At 58.9% G+C, this 19,917-nt stretch carries 35 protein-coding genes and 1 pseudogene; 23 read left to right on the top strand and 13 right to left on the bottom strand.

The annotated features are described in order from the left end of the window. Positions 1-3 precede the first annotated feature (3 nt). The 9 genes from ACZCWR_RS18785 to ACZCWR_RS18745 all read right to left on the bottom strand — a co-directional run bounded on the left by ACZCWR_RS18785 (position 4) and on the right by ACZCWR_RS18745 (position 3,716). Positions 4-180, bottom strand: a complete 177-nt coding sequence (locus tag ACZCWR_RS18785) for a hypothetical protein (RefSeq protein ID WP_487304490.1) — start codon at positions 178-180, stop codon at positions 4-6. Beyond that, complete coding sequence (locus ACZCWR_RS18780) at positions 177-515, bottom strand: DUF4031 domain-containing protein (RefSeq protein WP_487304489.1); 339 nt, start codon at positions 513-515, stop codon at positions 177-179. The genes ACZCWR_RS18785 and ACZCWR_RS18780 overlap by 4 nt, the downstream gene beginning before the upstream one ends. 1 nt (position 516) lies before the next feature. Then, positions 517-1,014, bottom strand: coding sequence for a RusA family crossover junction endodeoxyribonuclease (locus ACZCWR_RS18775; RefSeq protein ID WP_487304488.1), 498 nt, complete (start codon positions 1,012-1,014; stop codon positions 517-519). Beyond that, complete coding sequence (locus ACZCWR_RS18770; RefSeq protein ID WP_487304487.1) at positions 1,007-1,300, bottom strand: hypothetical protein; 294 nt, start codon at positions 1,298-1,300, stop codon at positions 1,007-1,009. The genes ACZCWR_RS18775 and ACZCWR_RS18770 overlap by 8 nt, the downstream gene beginning before the upstream one ends. Further along, positions 1,297-1,932, bottom strand: a complete 636-nt coding sequence (locus ACZCWR_RS18765) for a hypothetical protein (protein ID WP_487304486.1) — start codon at positions 1,930-1,932, stop codon at positions 1,297-1,299. Before ACZCWR_RS18765 ends, ACZCWR_RS18770 begins: the two co-directional genes overlap by 4 nt. Then, positions 1,907-3,046 (bottom strand): DUF1376 domain-containing protein, encoded by a 1,140-nt coding sequence (locus tag ACZCWR_RS18760; RefSeq protein ID WP_487304485.1) that lies wholly within the window; start codon positions 3,044-3,046, stop codon positions 1,907-1,909. The genes ACZCWR_RS18765 and ACZCWR_RS18760 overlap by 26 nt, the downstream gene beginning before the upstream one ends. A gap of 2 nt (positions 3,047-3,048) precedes the next feature. After that, on the bottom strand, positions 3,049-3,249 hold the full coding sequence (locus ACZCWR_RS18755) for a hypothetical protein (RefSeq protein WP_487304484.1): 201 nt from the start codon (positions 3,247-3,249) through the stop codon (positions 3,049-3,051). Further along, positions 3,246-3,431 (bottom strand): hypothetical protein, encoded by a 186-nt coding sequence (locus tag ACZCWR_RS18750; protein ID WP_487304483.1) that lies wholly within the window; start codon positions 3,429-3,431, stop codon positions 3,246-3,248. Before ACZCWR_RS18750 ends, ACZCWR_RS18755 begins: the two co-directional genes overlap by 4 nt. Positions 3,432-3,500: 69 nt before the next feature. Further along, positions 3,501-3,716, bottom strand: a complete 216-nt coding sequence (locus ACZCWR_RS18745) for a helix-turn-helix domain-containing protein (protein ID WP_487304482.1) — start codon at positions 3,714-3,716, stop codon at positions 3,501-3,503. 90 nt (positions 3,717-3,806) lie between these two features. Here ACZCWR_RS18745 and ACZCWR_RS18740 point away from each other — a divergent pair, with 90 nt between their 5' ends. The 13 genes from ACZCWR_RS18740 to ACZCWR_RS18680 all read left to right on the top strand — a co-directional run bounded on the left by ACZCWR_RS18740 (position 3,807) and on the right by ACZCWR_RS18680 (position 10,390). Then, positions 3,807-4,187, top strand: coding sequence for a helix-turn-helix domain-containing protein (locus ACZCWR_RS18740; protein ID WP_487304481.1), 381 nt, complete (start codon positions 3,807-3,809; stop codon positions 4,185-4,187). Between the two features lie 441 nt (positions 4,188-4,628). Then, positions 4,629-4,847: a hypothetical protein gene (locus tag ACZCWR_RS18735; protein WP_487304480.1), complete on the top strand. Its 219-nt coding sequence runs from the start codon at positions 4,629-4,631 to the stop codon at positions 4,845-4,847. Between the two features lie 8 nt (positions 4,848-4,855). Next, positions 4,856-5,218: a hypothetical protein gene (locus ACZCWR_RS18730; RefSeq protein WP_487304479.1), complete on the top strand. Its 363-nt coding sequence runs from the start codon at positions 4,856-4,858 to the stop codon at positions 5,216-5,218. Positions 5,219-5,303: 85 nt separating this feature from the next. Beyond that, complete coding sequence (locus tag ACZCWR_RS18725) at positions 5,304-5,678, top strand: hypothetical protein (protein ID WP_487304478.1); 375 nt, start codon at positions 5,304-5,306, stop codon at positions 5,676-5,678. Next, complete coding sequence (locus tag ACZCWR_RS18720) at positions 5,659-5,898, top strand: hypothetical protein (protein WP_487304477.1); 240 nt, start codon at positions 5,659-5,661, stop codon at positions 5,896-5,898. Before ACZCWR_RS18725 ends, ACZCWR_RS18720 begins: the two co-directional genes overlap by 20 nt. After that, positions 5,895-6,308, top strand: coding sequence for a hypothetical protein (locus tag ACZCWR_RS18715; RefSeq protein WP_487304476.1), 414 nt, complete (start codon positions 5,895-5,897; stop codon positions 6,306-6,308). The genes ACZCWR_RS18720 and ACZCWR_RS18715 overlap by 4 nt, the downstream gene beginning before the upstream one ends. After that, positions 6,305-6,445, top strand: coding sequence for a hypothetical protein (locus ACZCWR_RS18710; RefSeq protein WP_487304475.1), 141 nt, complete (start codon positions 6,305-6,307; stop codon positions 6,443-6,445). The genes ACZCWR_RS18715 and ACZCWR_RS18710 overlap by 4 nt, the downstream gene beginning before the upstream one ends. Beyond that, entirely contained in the window at positions 6,442-7,377 is a 936-nt protein-coding gene (locus ACZCWR_RS18705; protein ID WP_487304474.1) for a YqaJ viral recombinase family nuclease, read from the top strand. Before ACZCWR_RS18710 ends, ACZCWR_RS18705 begins: the two co-directional genes overlap by 4 nt. Before the next feature lie 45 nt (positions 7,378-7,422). Beyond that, the gene (locus tag ACZCWR_RS18700; protein WP_487304473.1) at positions 7,423-8,391 is read left to right on the top strand and encodes a recombinase RecT; all 969 of its coding nucleotides are present in this window, start codon (positions 7,423-7,425) and stop codon (positions 8,389-8,391) included. A 6-nt stretch (positions 8,392-8,397) separates the two neighbouring features. After that, the gene (locus tag ACZCWR_RS18695) at positions 8,398-9,018 is read left to right on the top strand and encodes a 3'-5' exonuclease (RefSeq protein WP_487304472.1); all 621 of its coding nucleotides are present in this window, start codon (positions 8,398-8,400) and stop codon (positions 9,016-9,018) included. Next, positions 9,015-9,407, top strand: a complete 393-nt coding sequence (locus tag ACZCWR_RS18690; RefSeq protein ID WP_487304471.1) for a hypothetical protein — start codon at positions 9,015-9,017, stop codon at positions 9,405-9,407. The genes ACZCWR_RS18695 and ACZCWR_RS18690 overlap by 4 nt, the downstream gene beginning before the upstream one ends. Next, positions 9,404-9,592, top strand: coding sequence for a hypothetical protein (locus ACZCWR_RS18685; protein WP_487304470.1), 189 nt, complete (start codon positions 9,404-9,406; stop codon positions 9,590-9,592). Before ACZCWR_RS18690 ends, ACZCWR_RS18685 begins: the two co-directional genes overlap by 4 nt. A 27-nt stretch (positions 9,593-9,619) precedes the next feature. Continuing rightward, positions 9,620-10,390, top strand: a complete 771-nt coding sequence (locus ACZCWR_RS18680) for a hypothetical protein (protein WP_487304469.1) — start codon at positions 9,620-9,622, stop codon at positions 10,388-10,390. A gap of 38 nt (positions 10,391-10,428) precedes the next feature. Here ACZCWR_RS18680 and ACZCWR_RS18675 read toward each other — a convergent pair whose 3' ends face one another. Beyond that, positions 10,429-10,659 (bottom strand): hypothetical protein, encoded by a 231-nt coding sequence (locus tag ACZCWR_RS18675; RefSeq protein ID WP_487304468.1) that lies wholly within the window; start codon positions 10,657-10,659, stop codon positions 10,429-10,431. Positions 10,660-10,729: 70 nt separating this feature from the next. Here ACZCWR_RS18675 and ACZCWR_RS18670 point away from each other — a divergent pair, with 70 nt between their 5' ends. The 7 genes from ACZCWR_RS18670 (at position 10,730) to ACZCWR_RS18640 (ending at position 14,912) form a co-directional block, all read left to right on the top strand. Beyond that, positions 10,730-10,963 carry a hypothetical protein gene (locus ACZCWR_RS18670; protein ID WP_487304467.1) on the top strand — a complete coding sequence of 78 codons (234 nt, stop codon included), beginning with the start codon at positions 10,730-10,732 and terminating at the stop codon, positions 10,961-10,963. A gap of 35 nt (positions 10,964-10,998) precedes the next feature. Then, on the top strand, positions 10,999-11,697 hold the full coding sequence (locus ACZCWR_RS18665) for a DNA cytosine methyltransferase (protein ID WP_487304466.1): 699 nt from the start codon (positions 10,999-11,001) through the stop codon (positions 11,695-11,697). A 34-nt stretch (positions 11,698-11,731) separates the two neighbouring features. Next, a complete protein-coding gene (locus ACZCWR_RS18660) occupies positions 11,732-11,935 on the top strand; it encodes a hypothetical protein (RefSeq protein ID WP_487304465.1) in 204 nt (67 codons plus the stop codon). A 37-nt stretch (positions 11,936-11,972) separates the two neighbouring features. Next, positions 11,973-13,022 (top strand): hypothetical protein, encoded by a 1,050-nt coding sequence (locus ACZCWR_RS18655; protein WP_487304464.1) that lies wholly within the window; start codon positions 11,973-11,975, stop codon positions 13,020-13,022. A 253-nt stretch (positions 13,023-13,275) separates the two neighbouring features. Continuing rightward, positions 13,276-13,596, top strand: coding sequence for a hypothetical protein (locus tag ACZCWR_RS18650; protein WP_487304463.1), 321 nt, complete (start codon positions 13,276-13,278; stop codon positions 13,594-13,596). 15 nt (positions 13,597-13,611) lie between these two features. Further along, positions 13,612-13,851 carry a DUF4224 domain-containing protein gene (locus ACZCWR_RS18645; RefSeq protein ID WP_487304462.1) on the top strand — a complete coding sequence of 80 codons (240 nt, stop codon included), beginning with the start codon at positions 13,612-13,614 and terminating at the stop codon, positions 13,849-13,851. Positions 13,852-13,853: 2 nt separating this feature from the next. Further along, complete coding sequence (locus ACZCWR_RS18640) at positions 13,854-14,912, top strand: tyrosine-type recombinase/integrase (protein WP_487304461.1); 1,059 nt, start codon at positions 13,854-13,856, stop codon at positions 14,910-14,912. 253 nt (positions 14,913-15,165) lie between these two features. Here the strand turns inward: ACZCWR_RS18640 and ACZCWR_RS18635 are convergent. Continuing rightward, positions 15,166-15,444 (bottom strand): annotated as a pseudogene (locus ACZCWR_RS18635) (response regulator); the annotation flags it as partial. A gap of 378 nt (positions 15,445-15,822) precedes the next feature. Between ACZCWR_RS18635 and ACZCWR_RS18630 the strand changes: the two are divergent. Together ACZCWR_RS18630 and ACZCWR_RS18625 are read left to right on the top strand one after the other, a co-directional pair. Continuing rightward, a complete protein-coding gene (locus ACZCWR_RS18630; protein WP_487304460.1) occupies positions 15,823-17,244 on the top strand; it encodes an MFS transporter in 1,422 nt (473 codons plus the stop codon). Between the two features lie 65 nt (positions 17,245-17,309). Continuing rightward, entirely contained in the window at positions 17,310-17,477 is a 168-nt protein-coding gene (locus ACZCWR_RS18625; protein WP_487304459.1) for a hypothetical protein, read from the top strand. A gap of 61 nt (positions 17,478-17,538) precedes the next feature. Here ACZCWR_RS18625 and ACZCWR_RS18620 read toward each other — a convergent pair whose 3' ends face one another. Both ACZCWR_RS18620 and ACZCWR_RS18615 read right to left on the bottom strand, forming a co-directional pair. After that, positions 17,539-17,811, bottom strand: coding sequence for a hypothetical protein (locus tag ACZCWR_RS18620; protein WP_487304458.1), 273 nt, complete (start codon positions 17,809-17,811; stop codon positions 17,539-17,541). Positions 17,812-17,936: 125 nt separating this feature from the next. Continuing rightward, a complete protein-coding gene (locus ACZCWR_RS18615; RefSeq protein WP_487304457.1) occupies positions 17,937-18,752 on the bottom strand; it encodes a helix-turn-helix domain-containing protein in 816 nt (271 codons plus the stop codon). A gap of 258 nt (positions 18,753-19,010) precedes the next feature. On the opposite strand from ACZCWR_RS18615, the gene motA reads away from it, so the two are divergent. Next, positions 19,011-19,880 carry a flagellar motor stator protein MotA gene (motA, locus tag ACZCWR_RS18610; protein WP_487304456.1) on the top strand — a complete coding sequence of 290 codons (870 nt, stop codon included), beginning with the start codon at positions 19,011-19,013 and terminating at the stop codon, positions 19,878-19,880. Positions 19,881-19,917: the final 37 nt, after the last annotated feature.

The following is a 19,917-nucleotide window of genomic DNA, read 5'->3' as shown; positions in this document are numbered from 1 at the left end:
CTTTCATGCGAACTCCGAAACGTGAAGGCAGATCATCATGAGGTTGAGCCCGGCCACCACGATGTCGATCGCGGACCATGCGAAGTTCATGCGCGAGATCTGCTCGAAAACTCCATTGACCATCAGGCCAACGCAGAAGCCGTGCACGCAGCAATAGATCGCTCGTCTGCGTGCGTTCATGCTGCCGCCCTGCGCATGACGAATGATCGAAGCCACTCCTCTACTTCTTCCGGCTTGCCGAGCACGCCCTCGTGACGACGCCGCTTGCACATCGCTGCGCACTGGCGCAACGTGATCGGCACAGCGCCGAGATCGAGCGCTCGCTCGCGTTTCACCATGGCGATATCGAAATGCTCGCCAGATTCGCCGCCGTGTTGCAGCCAACGCTCCCGTACGCCAATGCGACGAGCCATATCGAGCAGCTCCTCGCTTGTGTCTGCCACCATGTGCGACATCTTCATCCGGCCAAATCGACCCATATCCGTCAGGTACATGTCATCGACGTAGACAGTCACGTCACACCTCCAGCGGATCAGTAGCCAGATCGATCTCAGCCTGCGCCGGACCTTCCTGCGCCGTGAGCGGCCTGATCGTCACCACCACGCGCGCTTCACCATCCGGCACGCAACGATTGGCGCTGTCCGACCAGATCCACTTGTCATCAACGATCGCGATGCCCTTCAACGCGTCGTAGAGCACCTTCCGCGCGTTGTCTATATCCAGACACTGCACGCCGTCATCCCAGTTCGCGCCGAGCTTGCGCACGCGTGTCTGCCAGTCCTGAGGACGTTTCGGGTAGAGGTCGATGTGCACGTGGACGCGCCCTTCGATCGGATCAGTCACACCGACGCCGCGCAGGATGTAGCCGACGTCCCGCTTGTACGCTTTCGCTTCCGAGCTAGGCGCGGTCATCGTGCGGCCGTTGAGCGGAAACGACTTCCAATACCGGTTCGCTGAAATCGGATAAGGCAGCGTCACGACGACAGACTTTTGGGGCGGCAAAAACTCACTCATCGCTCGTCCCCGTCGAGGCTGCTGCGTGCGCGTGCGCGACCACCATGGCTTCGAGGATCGCGGCCTGGATGACGGCGACGTATTGCTCCTCTCCGCCCTTCAGGCGATGGCGATCGACCTTCGCGACGCGCTCAGCTATGGCACGCGCATATTCGTCGAACTGGCCAAAGCACTCGGATATGTCAGGAGTCATCGAACGAAGCTCCGGTTGCGATACGGCCGTCCAGTCGCGGCGTGCCACGCCCAAGGTGGCGAGAAAGACATCGAAGTCAGCAGTGATCTTCATGGCGTCTCCCACAGGCGCTGTCCGCGCGCGCGATAGTTGTCGATTACCGTCTGGCGAATAGCGGCGTATTCGACCTTCACTTCTTCGTCCTCACATTCGTCGACCACAGCGCGGCCAGCAGACGACGTGATCGCGTCGGTTGCGCATCGAGCCACGGAGAACGGCAGCGGCTTGCCGGACGCGCTCTTGCCGCGAAGGATCAAGCGGAATGCCCATTCGGCACTTGGCCCAGGCATGCGCAAACCAGCGATGGTGCGATTGAGCAACTCGACATTCGCTGCGGCCTGCTCGGGCGTAATCGCGGGCATGTTCGGCAGTTGCGGCTGCTCGTGCGCGACGGCTTCGACGCGTGCGCGACGGCAGTGCGCCATGAACTCGGGGAGCGTCGGCGGCCGTTCGAGATCGGTCATGGTCTCGCGACCGGCCTTCATCTGCGCGCTGGTGAGCCGAGCGAGTTCGATGCCCCATTGCCGCTTCACGTCGGAAAGCTTCGCTGCGCGCCAGAGGTCCGCGAAGCGTGCGCCGTAGGTGGCAGCCATAGCCGAGAACAGCGCTTCGACCCACTTTTCCGGAATGGCGTGGGCAGGCCAAGGTGCGCTGTCGCGCTCAGGCGATGCGGTGTGCGTGGACATCGATGGTTCGCTCGTCGTCGTGGTCGGGGTCGTAGGTACGGTCGCGGCCGGTGAGTCCGGCGATGGTGTCGGCGCGCTCGTCGTGGTAGCTGCGTGGCTGGCTTCGTGGTGCAGGTCGAGGCTTGGTTGCATCGGCTGTCCAGCGCTGTGCGATTGCGATCACGAAGCCGGCCTTGATGCGCCCGTTCGGATCGGATGTCTTCGCTTCGGCGCATGCGGCTTCGATCGTCTCGACGCTGATGCCCTGCTCTGCCGCTGCAATGATTCGCGGATCTCCGGGTTGCGCTTCGATCGAATGTCGGCGCATCGCTGCGGAGAGTTCTGCCGGTCGGACGCTCGCGCGGGGTGTACCACCTGCGTCCGTCAGCACTAGGGTTTTAGGTTTACTGTCCTGTCCTGTCCTGTCCTTCTCTATAGCCGTTGCAGGTTTGTCACCGGCGTCACCGGTGCGTCCCCGGTGCGTCACAGGTTTCCCGGAAACCCTTGACTGGCTTGGGTTTGACGCTGTATCAGGTGCGTCACCGGTAAGTCCCCGGTCCGTAACAGGTGCGTCACCGGCAGAGACGCTAGGCGTAACAGGTGCGTCACCGGTGCGTCCCCGGTGCGTCACCGGTACCGTCTCGATGAGGCGTTCCAGCTCGGATGTTTTCGTGTCCCAGGCCGGCACAATGTCGTGCTCGCGCAGAAGTGCAAACATCGATTTACGACGCTCGCGCAGGCGCTGCTGTCGAGTCTGTTGGTTTTCCTCACGCTCGGCGTACTCCTCCCGACGCCCCATCGCTTCAATTGCCTTTTCAGCGATGACAGGGTGATAAAGACGCCCGTCGTTGCACTTGATGAACCCGCGCAGCGCGACGGTGCGCATGGATGCCCACTTCGTCATGTTTTCAGACAGCCCCGCGAGATGAGCAAGCAAACGATCGTCATCAGGCAAGCTTGCGGCCGGCACCTGAAGCCAGCACTTCGCCCACAGACGAAACGCTGTCTTGAACTCATCACCGGTCGAAAGTCCGAACGTGTCGCTGTCGATCACACGCACAACATCCAGCGGCATCCAGCGCAGACCGCGCAGATCGCAGTCCACTGGAGTGAGAGGATTCGGGAGGTCATGCATCGCTATTCTCTGTCGCTGTGCGTCCCAACTTGTCCCTGCGTGGGCAAGAATCGCAGCGCGTAGTTGATGCCGAACGACATCGCGCGCACGCAATAGCTCACAAAGTCGGACGGCGAAATACCCTGAGTGCGCGCTTTCACCTCGACTTCGGCCACTTCCTGCTTGGTCAAGGTCACGCGTACCTGCTGTTGGTCTTCGTTCATGTTCGGATGTGTGGCCCTTGTTGACCCTGGCCGTCACTGACCGCAGCACGCGATGAAGGAACAATTCCTAACAGCAGCATCTCCACCAGCCGCGCGAGCGCAGCGGAATCGCTGTCGATGAAGTTGAGCTGTTTGAAATCCTGCAGGCGCGTATAGACCTCATCGCGCAGGCGTGTTTTCACTTCGTTTCGGTACTCCGCTCGGCGAGCCATGGTGTTACCCCGTTCTTCTTCGTTGGTCTCGTACTGGTCTTAGGTGGTTGGCTCTTTGGCCAACTCGCTATTCGTATCCGAACGCTCCAAGCCTTCGAACGCCTCGGGATGAGCGAGACGCAGAAATTGCAAACGAGCTTTCGGGATGCCTCGGTTGCGCCATTCGGCGACCGACGGCGGCTGGCATTCGCACAGCTTCGCCACAGCGGTAGTTCCGCCCAGGCGATCGATGACGGTGTTAGCGAGCGAGTTCATTGGTGGTCCTCTGTTGAGTCATGGGTATCTTAGTTTTTCCTAAAACTAGATGCAAGAAAAACCTAACAAAATGTGTATTAGGCTTCACTAATGGAAACTTGGAACCAACGACTCGCCCGGGCGCTTGCCGAGAGCGAATACAACGCGAACCAGCTTGCACAAAAGCTGAGCGTCAAGCCGCCATCGGTGTCGGCGTGGCTCGGCTCAGGATCGATCAAGCCCGCACAGGGGCTTTCGGGTGAATACCTTCTGAAAGTCTGCCGACTGCTAAATATCAGACCCGAATGGCTGATGTTCCGCGAAGGCCCTATGAGACCGCCGCCGGGCAATAGACTGTCTCAGGAAATGCAAGAGCTGATCGCTTTGTTGGAGCAACTCGACGCCGAGGGTGGCGCCGTGCGAGACGATGCCATTTACTTCATGAATCGCCTTCTGCGTAAGGAAGACAAGTCAAACCGTAAGGTTGGATGAATCGTATAAATAATAGGGTTAACCCGTATTCGTAAACACGTGATCCGGTTTCAATATTCATAAGACGCTTAGCTATGCCGAAGCTTGCGACAGCCCGAATATGAACCTGGGGAAGCGCGTGACAAAAAATCAGCCCGCAACTGCAGTGGTTGTTCCGATCGAACGAGGCCGCGATTTAAAAGAGCGGCGCCCATGCGAACGAACCCTTCCAACTGCTCCTTGTCCTTCAACAATGCGCAGGATCCGACAGTGTCTAGAACTGATGCTAGAAATCACGCGCGAAGCAGACCTCCCTCACTAACCTAAAACAGCCCGCACGAGCGGGCTTTTGTTCGTCTACAATCTAAGGATTTCCTAAAATAAATCTTGACGAGCGTTTTAGTTAAACCTAACATTGCCTCACTGCTGCAGCCATGCAGCCACCACAAAGTGAGGCAGACCATGAACACCCCATCTCTCAAATTGCACCGTATCCGCGCCGCTAACCTCGGTCGCGCAGAAGTCGTCGCTCATGCAATGGGCCTCATCATCGATCGGATCTACGGCGACAAGGACAAGCAATTCATCAGTATCGGTGCTCGCCAAATGGGCGTGCGTGGCAATCACGAGCCGCGCTGGACTGACGCGCAGTTCAACGAGTTCGCTAACTGGAAGCTGTAATCCAAGCCATGAACCTTCCCCAACTGATGAGCGCTGTCGATTACGCATCGGACTGCACGCTCGAAGCTGCTGAAAACGAAGACGCATATCGCGAACGCATCGCCGATTACATTGCCGATCGCGCGAAACAGATCCAAGAGAAACGCCTGTCGAATTTGAGCGACGAGGATTTCATCATCGCTTTCGAAGCCATGCAGACGTTGCCGACGGTGATGCACGACTTGAAGGCGCTCGTCTATCGCGAGGAGTCGCTTCTTGCCAGCGTAATGCGCGACTGGATCGACGCGATGCTGCGCGCCGATAGCCGCGAGCTGGCCCGCACCGAAGCGCTCGCTAAGTTCCACGCAGCTGATGACGACACGAGGCACTAATGCGCGCGTTTGCCTTCTACGTGTCGCTGTGTCTTTGCGCAATCCTATCCACCGCTTTCGTAATTGTGACTCTGCCGGGGTAACCATGAGCCAGAAATACATCATCAGCATCAGCTATCACACGAAGCTCGCATTCGACGACAAAGAGACGGCCATGCGCGCCTACATGCTTCTGACTGAATCGACGCCGATCGCTAGCGCATCGTGCTATCCGGACAAGGCACCCGAGTCGCTCAAACACGTTGACTACGTACGCGACTCAGACATCGAGATTGAACTGTCTCGCAAAGATGCAAAAAGCTTTGCTTTGCACTGGACGCAAGAGGAATTCAAGCAAAAGTGCAAGCCGCAGCCGACTGAGATCGACGGTGATGCACGTCTTATCACTGAAGAAACTGTGCATGCGATCGCTGGACCTTCCAACAACGACGACAACGTCGATGCTGACTTTGACCTTTAAGGAGCACGACGTGTTCTTTAAAGACCTTTCGAAGATGCGCTATCGCGATCCGCGTTCGCTGTCCGAAGCTTTTGGCCCGTACTCCACACAGAAGTTGTTCGTGCCGCAACGCAGGTCGCGTCTCGCACGCTTCCTGTCTGCCACCTTCTGGATTGTCTTCTACGGTACGTCGATCAGCGTCTTCTGGTACCTGCTGCTGCTCATGAAGGCTGCGTCATGAAAGAGCGCCAGAACCTGATTCCAAGGCTCGAACGCATCCGCTACACGCTTGCGCTAATCGGGCCGGCCACGATCAAGACAATCGCTGAGAAGACGGGAATCAGCGAGGAACACGTCGCCAACATCATCAGGACAGCACGCAAAAAAAACTATCCGGGTGAGCAGTTTCGAAAGGTCGGAAAAACGAAAGTCGGATGCGAAAAACTTAGTTGGCTATACGAAGTGAGCGACGAACCAGACACCACTGTGCCGCCGCTTCGGTTCCAGCCAAGCCGCAATAAAAGGCTGAAGTACCCAGGTATGAATCGCGAAGAAATCGCGGAACACAAGCGTATCCAAGCGCAAATGAAGCAGTTCAAACCATTTCGCGACCCAATGATCTGGGCGCTTTTCGGGGGATTAGAAGCATGAGCATCGGCGCACTCGTCTTTCTTAGCTGGGGCCTTTTCGTTCTGACGCTGTGCGCGCTAGTGCGTGGCGGTGCTCAGGCTGATAAAGAGGTGAAAAACGAACACTATGCGCCGGCGGGTGCAGGGAGCGAAGCATGAACGCAAAACAACCTGTTGAACAAGATCGCTCGCAGTTCATCGGTGGATCTGACGTTGCCGCCATTCTCGGCGTAAGCCCATGGAAGTCCCCGTACGAGCTTTGGCTTGAAAAGACGCACCGCGCGCCGCGAGAAGTGATTACTGCGGCTCAACAAAAGCGCTTTGACCGCGGCCACCGGCTTGAGCCTGTGGTGCTGGACATGTTGATCGATCGTCTGCAGGACGATGGCCACGACGTGCAGCTGCTTCGTCGCAACGAGCGGTACATCGACAGCGAGCATCCGTTCATGAGCTGTGAAATCGACTTCGAGCTGATGCTTGACGGAGAGCACATCAACGGCGACTGCAAGACGGTGCATCCGTTTGCATCGAAGAAATGGGGCGAGGAAGGCACTGACGAAGTACCGATCGAGTATGCCGCGCAGTTCATGCATGGCCTCGCCATCACGGGGCGCCGTCGCTGCATCGTGGCCACGCTCATCGGCATGGACGACTTGTTGATCTATTTCGTGGATCGCGACGAAGAAACCATCGCTGGCATTCGCGGGCGTGTCGTCGAATTCTGGAATGACTGCGTGCTGGCCGATATCGAGCCGGATCCGATCAACTTTGACGACTGCAAAGCGATGTACGCGAAGTCCAACGGCGGCTCCATTGAAGCCACCAGCGAGATCCGCGATGCGGTGTTTCATCTGAAGGACGTCAAGAAAAAGCTCAGCTCGCTCGAAGCGTCCGAAAAGGAGCTGAGTTATCAGATCACAGCCTTCATGCAGCCGAACGCCACGCTCACCTTCGGTGGCAATCCGATCGCCACCTGGAACAACCAAGACGACACGCGGCTTGATCAGAAGGTAATGAAGGAGCAAGCGCCCACGCTGTTCGCACAGTACTCCCGCACGAAACAGATTCGTGTGTTGCGCCTGAAAAAGTAGTCCATCCATCACCACAGATAAAAACGAAACCTATAAGGATCCGTCATGAGCACATCGCAACAACTGAAGAACGTTGCAACCGGGAAGAAAGATAACCCCGTCGCTGCGTTCTCATCATTCCTTGATAAGTTCAAGCCGCAGATGGCGTTGGCGCTGCCTAAGCATCTAACCGCTGACCGCATGGCACGCCTGGCTGTGACGGCCTTCAGCTCAACGCCAAAGCTTCAAGAGTGTGATCCGAAGACTATCGTCGCCGGCATTATGACCTCGGCCACGTTGGGCCTCGAAATCGGCGTAGATGGTCAAGGCTTTCTCGTGCCCTACGGCAGGACGTGCCAGTTCGTGCCTGGCTGGAAAGGCCTTGTGGATCTCGTCTCACGCAGCGGCCGAGCGACTGTCTGGACTGGCGCTGTGTTTCAGGGCGACGAGTTCGACTATGCGCTTGGCGACGCGCCCTTCATCCGTCATCGCCCAGGCGAGGAAAACGACCCTGACCTGATGACTCACGTTTATGCAGTGGGCCGCGTGAACGGATCGCAATATCCGGTCATCGAGGTGTGGACGGTCGGCAAAATCAAAAAGCATCGCGACAAGTACAACAAGGTAGGCGCAAAGCATTACAGCTTCCGAGATTGGGAAATGTATGCGCGCAAGATCCCGCTGCTTCAGGTGCTGAAGTACATGCCAAAGTCGATTGAGCTCGCGAACGCTATGGCTCTGTCGAACGCATCCGACCAAGGCAACCATGCGGTCATTGATGGTGATTTCGTGCGCGTAACTGATCCCGACACCGGTGCATCCGTCAATCCGGAGACAGGCGAAATCATCGATAAGCGCGACGACGAAGGCGGCTCGTTCGTCAGCTATAGCGACCTACTGACACAGATCCAGCGTGCCGACACGATGGAAGTGTTGGAGATGGTCATTGATTCCGCTCGCGACCTCCCGGAGAACGAGCGCGTGAAGCTCGCGCACGCCTTCGAGGAACGTAAGGAAGTCATTCTCAAGGCCTAAGCAACCATGAAACCGATCCTCTTTTACGACACTGAGACAAATGGCCTGCCGTTGTGGAATGCGCCGTCCGAGCATGCAAATCAGCCGCATATCACGCAGCTCGCGGCTGAGCTGCATGACGCCGACAGCGGTCGCACACTCGCCTTTATGGACGTCATGATTCAGCCGCAAAACTGGATCATTCCGGAAAGCCTCGAACAGCTCACGGGCATCACGAACGATCTGGCGCAGCGCTTCGGCCACCCGATCAAAGACGCGTTTGAGATGTTCATGCTGATGTGGAGCGAGGCCGAAGTGCGTGTCGCGCACAACGAGTCATTCGATCAACGAATGATCCGAATAGAGGCAATGCGTGTGCTCAACAATCTGCACGGCTTCCATGAAGACTGGAAGAACGGCAAGGTGTTCTGCACGCAGGCCAACAGCGTGAACATCATCAAGCTCCCACCCACGGAGAAGATGATCCGCGCCGGCCGCACGCATCACAAGTCGCCGAACCTCGGCGAAGCGTATTCGTTTTTCGCGGGCAAGAAACTCGAAGGCGCACACAACGCTGCGGTCGATCTGGACGCGTGCAAGACGGTCTATTTTGGCATCCTCGAACATCAGCTGAGGGCCGTGCAATGAGAGTCATCGCTATCGAGGTCCACGGCCCGAACGATTACACCGTGCGCGAGATCGATCGGTCCTGCGATCAACTCTGCTGGGACGAGATGATCGGCACCATCGCCGAGATCACGCATCCGAAAATCGGTGAGGCTCGATACCGCATGCGCACGCGCGAGGAACGCGCAGCGTATGAGAGCTGGCTTAGAGGCAATCGCCATCCGGTCCACGCGAAGCCGCCGCTGTTGCCCGCGCCGAAGGCCACCAGCGCTGAGGACGACTTGCTCAAGGTTGCGCACGACTTCGAAGAAGTGCTCGGCGAGCTGCATCTCCTGTGCAACTGCGGCCGGCCTGATTGCCGCACGACGCGTCTGCGTGCTGCGATCGCCAAAGCAAAGGGTGCCGCATGACCGTAGACAGCCCGCTTTATCAAGCGCTGCGCCGCATCCGTGAAGCCGAGATCCCGGCTAACGATCGCGAGCTGCTGCGCCCCGCTTTCGCCGCGCTGGACGGCGGCAACGTGATCCACCTCCCGACGTACGTCATCGCGCGCATCCGAGATCTCGACGCGCGCTTGCCGAAGCAGCCGAAGTGACCACACCCTCATCAGGAGATGAACCCTATGTATGTCGAAATCGATAAGGCGATCGCGAAGATAACTTCCGTGACGCCAATCATGGAAAAGCACGGCAAGAAAAAGAAGCGCCCTGCCCACTCGATCATCTTTGAACTCGCGATGAGCAACACCGTGCTCGATCGCATGGACAACAACGGCCTGCGTGATGCCTTCTACCGCAAGCCCGTATCGGCCAGCGTTGACCCGAAGACGAAGCAGACGAGCCTTGACGCTTCGAACGTCGCGGACGGCCTCTCGCAGCTCAAGTTCATGTGGTGGGATCAGTGGATTGAGATCCCGGGCGAGCTGACTGGATGGGTGTTGTCGCTGCATATCGGCAACACGGAACGGTCGCACATTGTGCTTGAGGAAGCGAAGATCAGCGGGTTTGCGGTACTGCCGAAAGACCTCGCGATCACGCTCGTCAAATGCAAGGCGATCGTCCATCCGACCGCGCACGAGAAGGGAAAGATCGACGAGCTTCTGCAGACCGAAGTGAAGATTTCAATCCTCCCGCCGACGACGCCGGAACAGGGCGACATGATCGGGCACACGTCTGACCCTGATGAGGATGACGAGGATCAGGATAACGAAGACGAAGTTCGTCAGGAAGGCGAAACCAACGAGCAGCCCGAAGCCGAGCAGCCGTCAGCGCTTGGCGAGCCGCCGCGTGAAGATCCGTTCGCCGGTACCGAGCTGGCCCGTGGCGTCGTGAACAGCGATGCAACGGTGGAGACGAAGAAGTCGCGGCGCGTTGCGGCTGAAGCGGACGAGTAAGCGAGAGGTCCGGCGCCGCGTGCGTCGGACTATCGACATCAGAGCTTGGTTGCGCCGCGAACAGCGATCGATGCGACCTGAAGAACGTGCTGAAGCGCTTCGCGTGCAGTGAGGCCCGCATCAAGCAATGGCTGAATGCTCACATTCTCCGGGTCAGAGGGATTGCCGGGTGCACCGACCGTTATGGATGCTTCGGTGCCGTCGCGCACCAGAGTGACGATGATCTCTTTTCCGTTGACAAAGTCTCGCTGATTTAAGGACGTCGACATTTCTGCCTCCAGTTGTAGGTAGGCAGCGATCGTAGCACGAGTGACTTAGACAACTTGAGGAGCGGAAAGCATGAAGGACTTTGGCCAGTGGTTCAAAGAGCAAAAGCCGGTCGATCTGGAGAAGATCGAGCGCGACGCGCACATCGCAGCGCTCGAAGATGCCGGCGTTATCGAGCAAACCGAAAGCGGCTTCACGGCTGAATGCTATTGCTGCGGAGCCCGAACGGGATTGCCGGTCGGCCCTGAAGAAATCGATCTCGACTACGTGCATTACTGCGGCGGATCGGATCGCTGCGTCCCGTGATTCTGGATTGGTGAAACACCTATTGCGAGAGAGAAATGAGACTGCTTGACCTCTTTTGTTGCGCCGGCGGTGCAGGAATGGGGTATCACCTTGCTGGATTTGATGTGACCGGCGTTGATATTGACTCACAGCCGCACTACCCATTCTCGTTCGTGCAGGCTGATGTTATGACTCTTTCGATAGAATTTCTGCAGCAGTTTGACGCGATACACGCATCGCCACCGTGCCAAGGCTATTCGATGATGCGCCACGCGCACAACGCTAAGCACAATCCGCGGCTAATCGCTGACGTTAGATCGATGCTTGTGCAATCCAAGCGCCCTTACGTTATAGAAAACGTCGAAGCCGCCAGACCGTTTATGCATCACCCGATGGTTATGTTGTGCGGGACTATGTTCGGTCTTGGCTTGCAAGACCACGAGCTAAGAAGGCATAGGTTATTCGAAACAAACTGGCTCGTCGACGACGCTCCGCAATGCCATCACACAGATGGCCCGGTGATCGGCGTATATGGCGGCCATGCACGCCGGCGGTCAGCAAAGCATGGTGGCCGCGGCACGAAGGACGTTTGGCCGAACGGGCACAAGGCCGCTATGGCCGAGGCAATGGGAATAACTTGGGCGAACACAACGGAGATGTCCGAGGCCATTCCGCCGGCGTACACGGCTTGGATCGGACATCGGCTTTATGAAGTGGTCCGCGATCGTCGCGAAGCTGCGACGTGTGACGCCTGATCATCTGTAGACCTATTGCGATAGAAAAATGAACATGGATTATCAGAATGAAAAGCCAATCGCGAAACAAAAACACGGAGGTTGGTGCGAAATGGTCTACCTCGTGGACAAGTGCGAGAACGTCAACTATGGGCCGTTTGTTGGGCTTCCTGATGCCATCAGGTACATGGAAAGTCATGACGTTGATCTGATCCGCGAATACACCATCGAAAGAACGCTTTCGTTTATTCCGTTCTGACCGCCTGACTGACCGAACTGTTATTGAGAGAGACAACATGAACGACGAACAGATGCAGAATATCTTGGACACGCCTGTCGCGGACGGAGAAACCGTCTATTGGCAGATCGTGTTCGGCTTCAATTCAGACGACGACACGATCAGGAAGTTGATGGTCGAAGAAATCGTGCGAACCATTCTCGCCGCCCGCGATGTGCAGAGCGGGGAGCAAGAGCGGGAAGCGTTTGAAGTGTGGGCGAGCGAAGCACTAGAAGCACATTACGACGAAAGTGATTGCCTTAAGACATACGACAAAGAATCTGCATGGCTCGCATGGCAAGCCCGTGCCGCCTTGTCATCCCCCGCCATCCAGAGCGCAAAACCTGTGGCATGGCAGTACGAGAACCAGCACGGGAATCCATTTCTAACGCACCGTGATCCTGCTACGTGGCATCCGCATGATCGCGCGGGCTTCAAGAACATACTCGCCCTCTATTCGCACAGTGCCCCCGCCAGCCAGAGCGATGAGCCGGATGAAACCGACATGCTTTCTCGCGCAGTAAAGCACGCCGAGCATTCCGTATCGATCGATGATTATGTCAGCCAGAGCGCAGAGAATCGCGGCGCGAGTGTGACGCCAGCCGAATTTGATACTGCGATCGAGACGCTGCGTCACGTTATCCATAGTCTTCGCACGACTGCCAACTTCACGGACGAAGAAGGCGAGGCAACAGATTATCTTGAGCCTTTATTGGAAGCTCGCCTTGCCCCACCCTCTCAAGCAGAGAAGCGCGGCGAGGATGAAAGCGATGCAGTGCGCCACGTGATCGCTGAACGCGCGCGTCAAATGTCTCAAGAGGGCTGGACGCCTGAACATGACGATGAGCACGCGACCGGAGAACTGGCCGAAGCTGCTGCCGCATACGCAAGCGAGGCCGCACATTCACATGCGGGACTGCCAAACGGATGGCCGTGGTCGCGTGCATGGTGGAAACCCGGTACGCCACGTCAAAACCTAGTTAAGGCTGGCGCGTTGATTCTCGCTGAGATTGAACGACTTGACCGGCACGCCGCCCTCCCCAAGTCTGCCGAAGGAGCGAAGGGATGATCGCGCCGCTCACCGAATTAATCGCCGAAGCGCGCACCCTTGCAAACGATCATCCGTGCACGACAGCTGGCCATGCTTGGGATTTTGATGGCGGCCGCTCGTGTCCGAAAGAGCTAGATGGATGCTCGCAGCCGGTCTTTCGCTGCACTCGCTGCGGCGAATACGACTACGGTTATAAGGGCGGACCAGGGCATCAATTCTGTGCTATCGAATGCAAACGGCAAGCGCCGTGCACATCTCAACGGGAGGAGTGATGCCATACATCGCAGAGTTTGGTGGGATGTTCCTGCTGTGGAAGGACAGTGAGCGGCGGCCGGTATCGCACCTGATGGACGAGCCCGATCTGATCGACTACCTGCGCGCGGATCTCGCAGCCGACGGCATCGAAATGGACATGGCGCTGCACGACGCGCGCATGGCTGCTGTCCGCAAGTACGGGTGCAGTGGTGGCCTTTACGGCCCGACGAAGGCCGACCTGCTCGCAGAGAATCATGCTGGCCCGGACGGCGCGCACGTCGCGAGCGAGGATGAGATGGTGCGGCTTTATTCGTCGCAAGCGAACAACGAAAAATAGCATTTGGAGTAAGCCATGTCCGATCGACTCATGAGCGCCGAAGACCTCGTGCGCGTGACCGGAAAAAAGACATCGACAAAGCAGGCTGAATGGTTCATGGAAGAATTCAGCGTGCGCGTCGTGCGGTGCGGAGACGGCAGCCCCCTCATGACGTGGGCGACCTTCCAGGCGCTGATGGACAAACGCGCTGGTTTATCATCCGGCGGTCAGCAGCCCAAAAAACGCCTCGTCCTCGTCTCTGATAGCAAATCCTGAACATGAACGCTCGTCGCCGAATCGTCCCTGACGGTCTCCCAAGCCGCGTCTACCTTAAGAGCGGAAGCTGGTATTGGTATCCGAAGAATGGTCCGTGGATCAAGCTGTGCCGGATCGAGGAAGGCGAGCGCAGGATGCACGAGCGCCTCGCTGCCGAAATGAAGAAGCGCGAGGGCAATAAAGGAACAGGCAATATTCCGGCCCTCGTCGATCTCTACATTGCAGCCAAAAAAGCCGAGCATCGCGAGAAGGGATGGCCGAACTATGGGAACCCGGTCAAGGCAGATTTCGCAAACAGCGATATCGAGGACGCCGACACTTCCGCCGTTGCTCGATTCCTTCGGAACAATTGGGCCGACAAGCTCTCGATGCAGCGCGCGATGCGAGCATTCATGAGCGGCTTTTTTCAGTGGTGCCGTGAGGAGGGTTATTACGATCAGCCGAACCCGGTGACCGGGATGCGGATCATGTCGCCGCGCCCGCGTCAGGTGTATATCCCGAACGACCACTTCGAAGCCATCCGCGCGCAGATCGACACGCCGATCATCCTGTGCATGGTGGATCTGTGTTATCTGACCATGCAGCGCTCGACCGAGATTCGAGATCTGCGCTGGCGCCGGACCGACGAGAAGACTGCGAACTGGGTCGATCGGGAGAATGGCGTGATTCACTTCATCCCGTCAAAAACTCGAGAGTCGAGCGGCATCGCTATCGACTGGCCAATTACTGACGAGATCGAAGCCGTTTTAGAGCGAGCGCGCACCACGGGGAAGATCAAATCCCCCTACGTAATTCACAATCGCTCTGGCGGCCAATGGATCAACACGCATGCGCTTCGCGTCTGGCAGCGCGCCTGCCGGGCGGCGAAGTTGGATCAGCACGGATATACGATCAAAGACATCCGCGCCAAGGCAATGACGGATGCCAAGGCGCAAGGGTATGAAATGGATGCTCTGATGATTGCCGCCGCGCACAGCGATATTGCGACCACGAAGGTCTACATGAAAGACCGGAAAACACCGCTGAGCAACATTCATCTGAAGCTTCCGAAGACCGCCTGATATTAGAAACGGTTTTTCGAATATTAGAAGTGCCTTGCTGGTATTGGGTTTGCGGCCGTTTCAACTGAGTGCCGCTCAGTTGGACGGGTTTACCGCGCACGGTCACGATTTGCTGACGCGAATCGAAGCGATACGGACCGACTTCGAGAAACGCGCTGGAATTTGCCGGATACGCACGACGCAGCAACGCTTCGATGCGCGCGCCGAATTCGCCCGGACGGATGGGATACATCACGTAGTCATCCGCGCCGGCGGTCAGTGCGCAAACAACGTTGTGTTCCGCGCCATCGGATGCCGCGAAGATAACCGGAACGCGTTCGCCGAAGCTCGCGCGCACGGACTTCAGCAGATCGAGCCCGCACAGGCCGGAGGAATTCCAGTCGAGGATCAGCAGATCGACCGTGGAACGTGAGAGCGCCTTCGACAGCAACAAGCCGTCGGCGAAAGTCACGCAGTTGTGGCCCAGTCGTTTGACCACATCACTGATGAGGTTGCGATAACTGGGGTCGTTTTGCAAAACGGCGACGCGCATATGTCAAGCCTGATGGTTCTAGAGGACGTGCGACGCCGGTTACGGCAGCACTGGCCGACTCGTAACAGAACGAGACGGATTGATTCAGGCCCGCATTCTGGAGAGCGCCACCCTCGTTTCCCATCGGATTGCTCCGAATTGTCAACACGTGTCACGGCGCGCGCAGTCGGCGTTGCGCACGAACGGACGTTTTTTTGTCATAACTCGTCATACATCGTTTAAAGCGCTTCGTTCTCGCGCTCATAAAATCGCCTCAGGCGTTTTTGCGGCTGCATTCGGAGCGCGCCGAATCCTGATGATTCGCCATCGGCGAGCTCGGCTTTCACATTTCACCTCCCGCCGAAACATCGAACGCGCCACGCGCCTACGATGGTCGGCATGAACTCGAACCTTCTCTCCTCTTGCGATGCGCGTCTTTCGGCGCGTCAAATTCTGACGGTCGCCGCGACCAGCGTGGGCTTCGTCGTCGCGCAACTGGACGTGTCCATCGTCAATGTCGCGCTGGCGAGCATCGGGCGCGATCTGCATGCGAGCGTCGCGAGCCTCCAATGGACCGTCGATAGCTACGCGCTCGCCTTTTCCGCGCTGATGCTCTCGGCAGGCGCGCTCGGCGACCGGCTCGGCGCGCGGCGCTTGTTCGTGGGCGGGCTGGCGCTGTTCGGGCTGGCGTCGCTGGCCTGCGCGTTTTCCGCCGATGCGACCCAACTGATCGTTGCGCGCGCGGTGCAGGGCGTGGGCGCCGCCGCGATGCTGCCGAATTCGCTCGCGCTCCTGAACGCCGCATGCGGACACGACCGCCGCCTGCGGGCGCGTGCCGTCGGCTTGTGGACGGCCGCGGGCTCAATTTCCATTGCGGCGGGGCCGATCGTCGGCGGGCTGCTGATCGCGGCATTCGGCTGGCGCAGCATCTTCTGGGTGAACGTGCCGCTGTGCGCGGCGGGGCTGGCGGCGACGCTCGCCTGGGTCGAAAAAACGCGTTCCCGAAACGATGAAAACAACACCGAACGCGGCATCGACTTGCCCGGTCAGGCGCTCGCCGTCATCGCGCTGACGGCGCTGGTCGGTGCGGTGATCGAAATGCGTCCGCTCGGCGCGATGCATCCGCACGTCATCGGCGCAATCGTGCTCGCGCTGGCGGCGACGGCGGGTTTCATCGTCATGGAAAAACGCGCGCGGGCGCCGATGCTGCCGCTTTCGCTGTTTTCCGCGCGCACGTTCAGCGCCGCGACGGTGTTCGGCATCGGCGTGAATCTGACTTACTACGGGATGGTTTTCGTGCTGAGCCTGTACTTGCAGCGCGTGCTCGGCCATTCGCCCTTGCAGACCGGACTCGCGTTTTTGCCGCTGACGGGTGGTTTCCTGCTGTCGAATCTGGCGAGCGGCCCGGTGACGGCGCGTTTCGGCTCGCGCGCGCCGATGATCGCGGGCGCGCTGATCGACGCCATCGGTTTCGCGGCGTTGATGTTCGTCGGTCCGGCGACGCCCACGCTCGCGTTACTGCTGCCGTTCCTGCTGATTCCGACCGGCATGGGCGTCGCGGTTCCGGCGATGACCACCGCGCTGCTCGGCACGGTGCGGCAGGAACGTGCGGGAACGGCATCGGCGGTGCTGAATACGGCGCGTCAGGCGGCGGGCGCGATCGGCGTGGCGGCGTTCGGCGCGCTCGCGGGCCACGGCGAGGGCGCGGCGGGCATTGCGCAAATCGTGGATGCTGTGCGCTGGTCCGCCGGCATTTCGGTCGCGATGCTGATCTGCGCGGCGTGCGTGGCCGGGTTCATCGATCAATCGCATTCGAAATGACGCAGGAACGCGCGTTGCAGCGCGAAGGAGGACCTGCACTCGTTTCATTTCCGGAGAACCGAACTATGTCGACCGCGCCCCGTTCCCCCGACCAACCGCTTGAGCCGGACCCGGACAAGCTGCTGGACCCCGACGCCCCGCCCAATCCCGATGATCCGGACATGCCCGACGGCCCGGATTCGGCCACGCCGATGGTTCCCGCCGACCCGAAAAACGGCGAGCCACGTCTGTAATACAAAAAGCAATGCCCGCGCGGCTTCTTCGACCACGCGGGCATTGCTTCATTGCAAACGCTTATAAGCTGATCGTCTGCACCTCGCCGGTGTCGAGTGCGCGCTCGATCAACGCTTCGTGCTGCGCCTTGCGCACGGCATCCGCGACGAAACTATCCGGCGCTTCCACTTCCGCCCGAATCGCGCCGATGATCCCGCTCGCCTCCACGATCACGAGCGTCTTGGCCGAATCCGCCTGACTGATGATGACGCGCTGCGGCCCGCCGCCATCCGCGATGCTCGCGCAAAACTGCATCCTCTGTCCGCCGATCACTAGTTCGAATGTCTGAATCATCGCTGTCTTCCGTGTTGGTTGGACAAAAGTCTCCGAGACGCAAAATGCGCGCCGCGTGTTTTCATTGATCCGCTCGCACGCATCAGGTTCAATTTTGTAAGGCGGATGGCGCCGGCGCAACCTTTTCAGCGTGTCGCTGCCGACATTTCGCGTAGCGCGTTGGCCGTTGCTTCGTCGGCGGGGAATAGCGCTTCGATCGCCAATTCCGATAGGGTGATGTCAACGGGCGTGCCGAATACCGTCGTCGTGCTAAGAAACGAGAGGATGCCGCGCGGCGTGCGTAGCTTCAATGGCACGACGACCGGGTCCGGTTCGGCGGGCGCATCGTCGGTTGCGTGCTGCGGTGCGGGATAGGCTTCGAGTTCCTGGAGCAGCGCGGTGAGCGTGGCATCGCCGGATACGTCGATCTGACGACGCACGCGCGCCAGCAAATGCGCCCGCCATTCGTGCCAGTTCTCGATGAGACTCGCAAGCCCGCGCGGATGCATCGACAAACGCAGCACGTTAACGGGCGCTTCGAGCAGCGCTGCATCCGCGTGCGCGATGAGCGGTGCCAACGCCGCGTTGCCCGCGATCATCGTCCAGTGCCGATCGACGGCCAGCGCCGGATACGGCTCATGCGCCTTCAGCACCAGTTCGACCGCGCGACGCGCCGCCGCGAGTTGCGGGTCCGCCAGCCCGCGCTCGCGATAGAGCGGCGCGTAGCCTGCTGCCATCAGCAGCGCATTGCGTTCGCGCAGCGGCACGTCGAGTTGTTCGGCGAGCCGCATCAGCATGTCCCGGCTCGGCAGCGAACGGCCCGATTCCACGAAGCTCAGATGGCGCGTCGATACTTCCGCCTCGCCCGCCAGATCGAGCTGGCTCATGCGACGCCTTTGACGCCAGTCGCGCAGCAACGCGCCGACCGTGGCGGTTGGAGGATAGAGAAGAGTCGAGTTCATGCAATCGATACTAGCCGCACACAGGTAGCATTTCCATTACCTCCGGAGTAATCGCCAAAGAGCCGCGGAAAACGGCAAAAGTAACTTCTACCGCGCAAACCTTTGCGCAAATTTTTGCGCGACACCCTAAATGTAGGCCTTACCCAGGCCGTTAAAAGCCAACATCAAGGTAACGAATGCGTCGCGAGCCGTGCGCGCCTGGACTCACCAGAATTGCCAGCGCGCACGGCTCACGACGCGGACAACAGCGGAGAAATCATGTTTGTCATTATCGGTTGGGTGGTCATCATTGCTTGCGTGATCGGCAGCTTCGTCGGCGAGGGCGGTCACCTCGCGGCGCTCATGCAGCCGTTCGAACTCGTTTGTATTTTCGGTGCGGCGCTCGGCGCGTTCATCGTGTCGAATCCCACGGCGACGTTGAAGAAAACGCTGCAAACGTTCCCGAAGGCATTCAAGGGCGGCGCGTACACGAAGGACAAGTATCTCGCGCTCATCGCGCTGCTTTATGAGTTGCTGCAAAAGGCCCGCAAGGAAGGGATGATGGCGCTCGAAGCCGATGTCGATGCCCCCGAGTCCAGCCCTACGTTCCAGAAGTACGAGCACGTGATGGCGGATCATCACCTGCTCGAATTCATCGTCGATTATCTGCGGATGATGTCCGCGGGCAACGTCAACGCGATGGAAATGCAGGACCTGATGGACGAAGAACTCGAAACGCACCACACCGAAAGCGCGATTGCCGCGAACGCGATTCAGAAGATGGCCGATGGCTTGCCGGCCTTCGGTATCGTCGCGGCGGTGATGGGCGTGGTCCACACGATGGGTTCGGTCGGCGCACCGCCCGCCGTGCTCGGCGAGATGATCGCGGCGGCGCTGGTCGGCACGTTCCTCGGCATTTTGCTGGCGTACGGTTTCGTCGGCCCGCTGGCTGATGTGCTCAACGCAAAGGGCGCGGCCGAAGCCAAGCCGTTCCAGTGCGTGAAGGCCGTGTTGCTCGCTTCCATGAACGGTTACGCGCCGACAGTCGCCGTGGAATTCGGCCGCAAGGTCCTCTTCACCGCCGATCGTCCGAGCTTCAAGGAACTGGACGAAGCCGTGCGCGCCACGAAGATGCCCAAGTCCGCCTGACGCCCGACTTTTCGTAATCACGCTCTCGCCCGAACAT

The sequence above is a fragment of the Caballeronia sp. A2-2 genome, from assembly GCF_057612605.2.
The sequence above is the reverse complement of the archived record's forward strand: the minus strand, read 5'-3'. Positions and strand labels throughout refer to the sequence as shown.

Coding starts and splice junctions, on each gene's coding strand:
- ACZCWR_RS18785 (WP_487304490.1), bottom strand. CDS start 180: ATGAACGCACGCAGACGAGCGATCTATTGCTGCGTGCACGGCTTCTGC.
- ACZCWR_RS18775 (WP_487304488.1), bottom strand. CDS start 1,014: ATGAGTGAGTTTTTGCCGCCCCAAAAGTCTGTCGTCGTGACGCTGCCT.
- ACZCWR_RS18770 (WP_487304487.1), bottom strand. CDS start 1,300: ATGAAGATCACTGCTGACTTCGATGTCTTTCTCGCCACCTTGGGCGTG.
- ACZCWR_RS18765 (WP_487304486.1), bottom strand. CDS start 1,932: ATGTCCACGCACACCGCATCGCCTGAGCGCGACAGCGCACCTTGGCCT.
- ACZCWR_RS18760 (WP_487304485.1), bottom strand. CDS start 3,046: ATGCATGACCTCCCGAATCCTCTCACTCCAGTGGACTGCGATCTGCGC.
- ACZCWR_RS18755 (WP_487304484.1), bottom strand. CDS start 3,249: ATGAACGAAGACCAACAGCAGGTACGCGTGACCTTGACCAAGCAGGAA.
- ACZCWR_RS18745 (WP_487304482.1), bottom strand. CDS start 3,716: ATGAACTCGCTCGCTAACACCGTCATCGATCGCCTGGGCGGAACTACC.
- ACZCWR_RS18740 (WP_487304481.1), top strand. CDS start 3,807: ATGGAAACTTGGAACCAACGACTCGCCCGGGCGCTTGCCGAGAGCGAA.
- ACZCWR_RS18735 (WP_487304480.1), top strand. CDS start 4,629: ATGAACACCCCATCTCTCAAATTGCACCGTATCCGCGCCGCTAACCTC.
- ACZCWR_RS18730 (WP_487304479.1), top strand. CDS start 4,856: ATGAACCTTCCCCAACTGATGAGCGCTGTCGATTACGCATCGGACTGC.
- ACZCWR_RS18725 (WP_487304478.1), top strand. CDS start 5,304: ATGAGCCAGAAATACATCATCAGCATCAGCTATCACACGAAGCTCGCA.
- ACZCWR_RS18720 (WP_487304477.1), top strand. CDS start 5,659: ATGCTGACTTTGACCTTTAAGGAGCACGACGTGTTCTTTAAAGACCTT.
- ACZCWR_RS18715 (WP_487304476.1), top strand. CDS start 5,895: ATGAAAGAGCGCCAGAACCTGATTCCAAGGCTCGAACGCATCCGCTAC.
- ACZCWR_RS18710 (WP_487304475.1), top strand. CDS start 6,305: ATGAGCATCGGCGCACTCGTCTTTCTTAGCTGGGGCCTTTTCGTTCTG.
- ACZCWR_RS18705 (WP_487304474.1), top strand. CDS start 6,442: ATGAACGCAAAACAACCTGTTGAACAAGATCGCTCGCAGTTCATCGGT.
- ACZCWR_RS18700 (WP_487304473.1), top strand. CDS start 7,423: ATGAGCACATCGCAACAACTGAAGAACGTTGCAACCGGGAAGAAAGAT.
- ACZCWR_RS18695 (WP_487304472.1), top strand. CDS start 8,398: ATGAAACCGATCCTCTTTTACGACACTGAGACAAATGGCCTGCCGTTG.
- ACZCWR_RS18690 (WP_487304471.1), top strand. CDS start 9,015: ATGAGAGTCATCGCTATCGAGGTCCACGGCCCGAACGATTACACCGTG.
- ACZCWR_RS18685 (WP_487304470.1), top strand. CDS start 9,404: ATGACCGTAGACAGCCCGCTTTATCAAGCGCTGCGCCGCATCCGTGAA.
- ACZCWR_RS18680 (WP_487304469.1), top strand. CDS start 9,620: ATGTATGTCGAAATCGATAAGGCGATCGCGAAGATAACTTCCGTGACG.
- ACZCWR_RS18675 (WP_487304468.1), bottom strand. CDS start 10,659: ATGTCGACGTCCTTAAATCAGCGAGACTTTGTCAACGGAAAAGAGATC.
- ACZCWR_RS18670 (WP_487304467.1), top strand. CDS start 10,730: ATGAAGGACTTTGGCCAGTGGTTCAAAGAGCAAAAGCCGGTCGATCTG.
- ACZCWR_RS18665 (WP_487304466.1), top strand. CDS start 10,999: ATGAGACTGCTTGACCTCTTTTGTTGCGCCGGCGGTGCAGGAATGGGG.
- ACZCWR_RS18660 (WP_487304465.1), top strand. CDS start 11,732: ATGGATTATCAGAATGAAAAGCCAATCGCGAAACAAAAACACGGAGGT.
- ACZCWR_RS18655 (WP_487304464.1), top strand. CDS start 11,973: ATGAACGACGAACAGATGCAGAATATCTTGGACACGCCTGTCGCGGAC.
- ACZCWR_RS18650 (WP_487304463.1), top strand. CDS start 13,276: ATGCCATACATCGCAGAGTTTGGTGGGATGTTCCTGCTGTGGAAGGAC.
- ACZCWR_RS18645 (WP_487304462.1), top strand. CDS start 13,612: ATGTCCGATCGACTCATGAGCGCCGAAGACCTCGTGCGCGTGACCGGA.
- ACZCWR_RS18640 (WP_487304461.1), top strand. CDS start 13,854: ATGAACGCTCGTCGCCGAATCGTCCCTGACGGTCTCCCAAGCCGCGTC.
- ACZCWR_RS18630 (WP_487304460.1), top strand. CDS start 15,823: ATGAACTCGAACCTTCTCTCCTCTTGCGATGCGCGTCTTTCGGCGCGT.
- ACZCWR_RS18625 (WP_487304459.1), top strand. CDS start 17,310: ATGTCGACCGCGCCCCGTTCCCCCGACCAACCGCTTGAGCCGGACCCG.
- ACZCWR_RS18620 (WP_487304458.1), bottom strand. CDS start 17,811: ATGATTCAGACATTCGAACTAGTGATCGGCGGACAGAGGATGCAGTTT.
- ACZCWR_RS18615 (WP_487304457.1), bottom strand. CDS start 18,752: ATGAACTCGACTCTTCTCTATCCTCCAACCGCCACGGTCGGCGCGTTG.
- motA (WP_487304456.1), top strand. CDS start 19,011: ATGTTTGTCATTATCGGTTGGGTGGTCATCATTGCTTGCGTGATCGGC.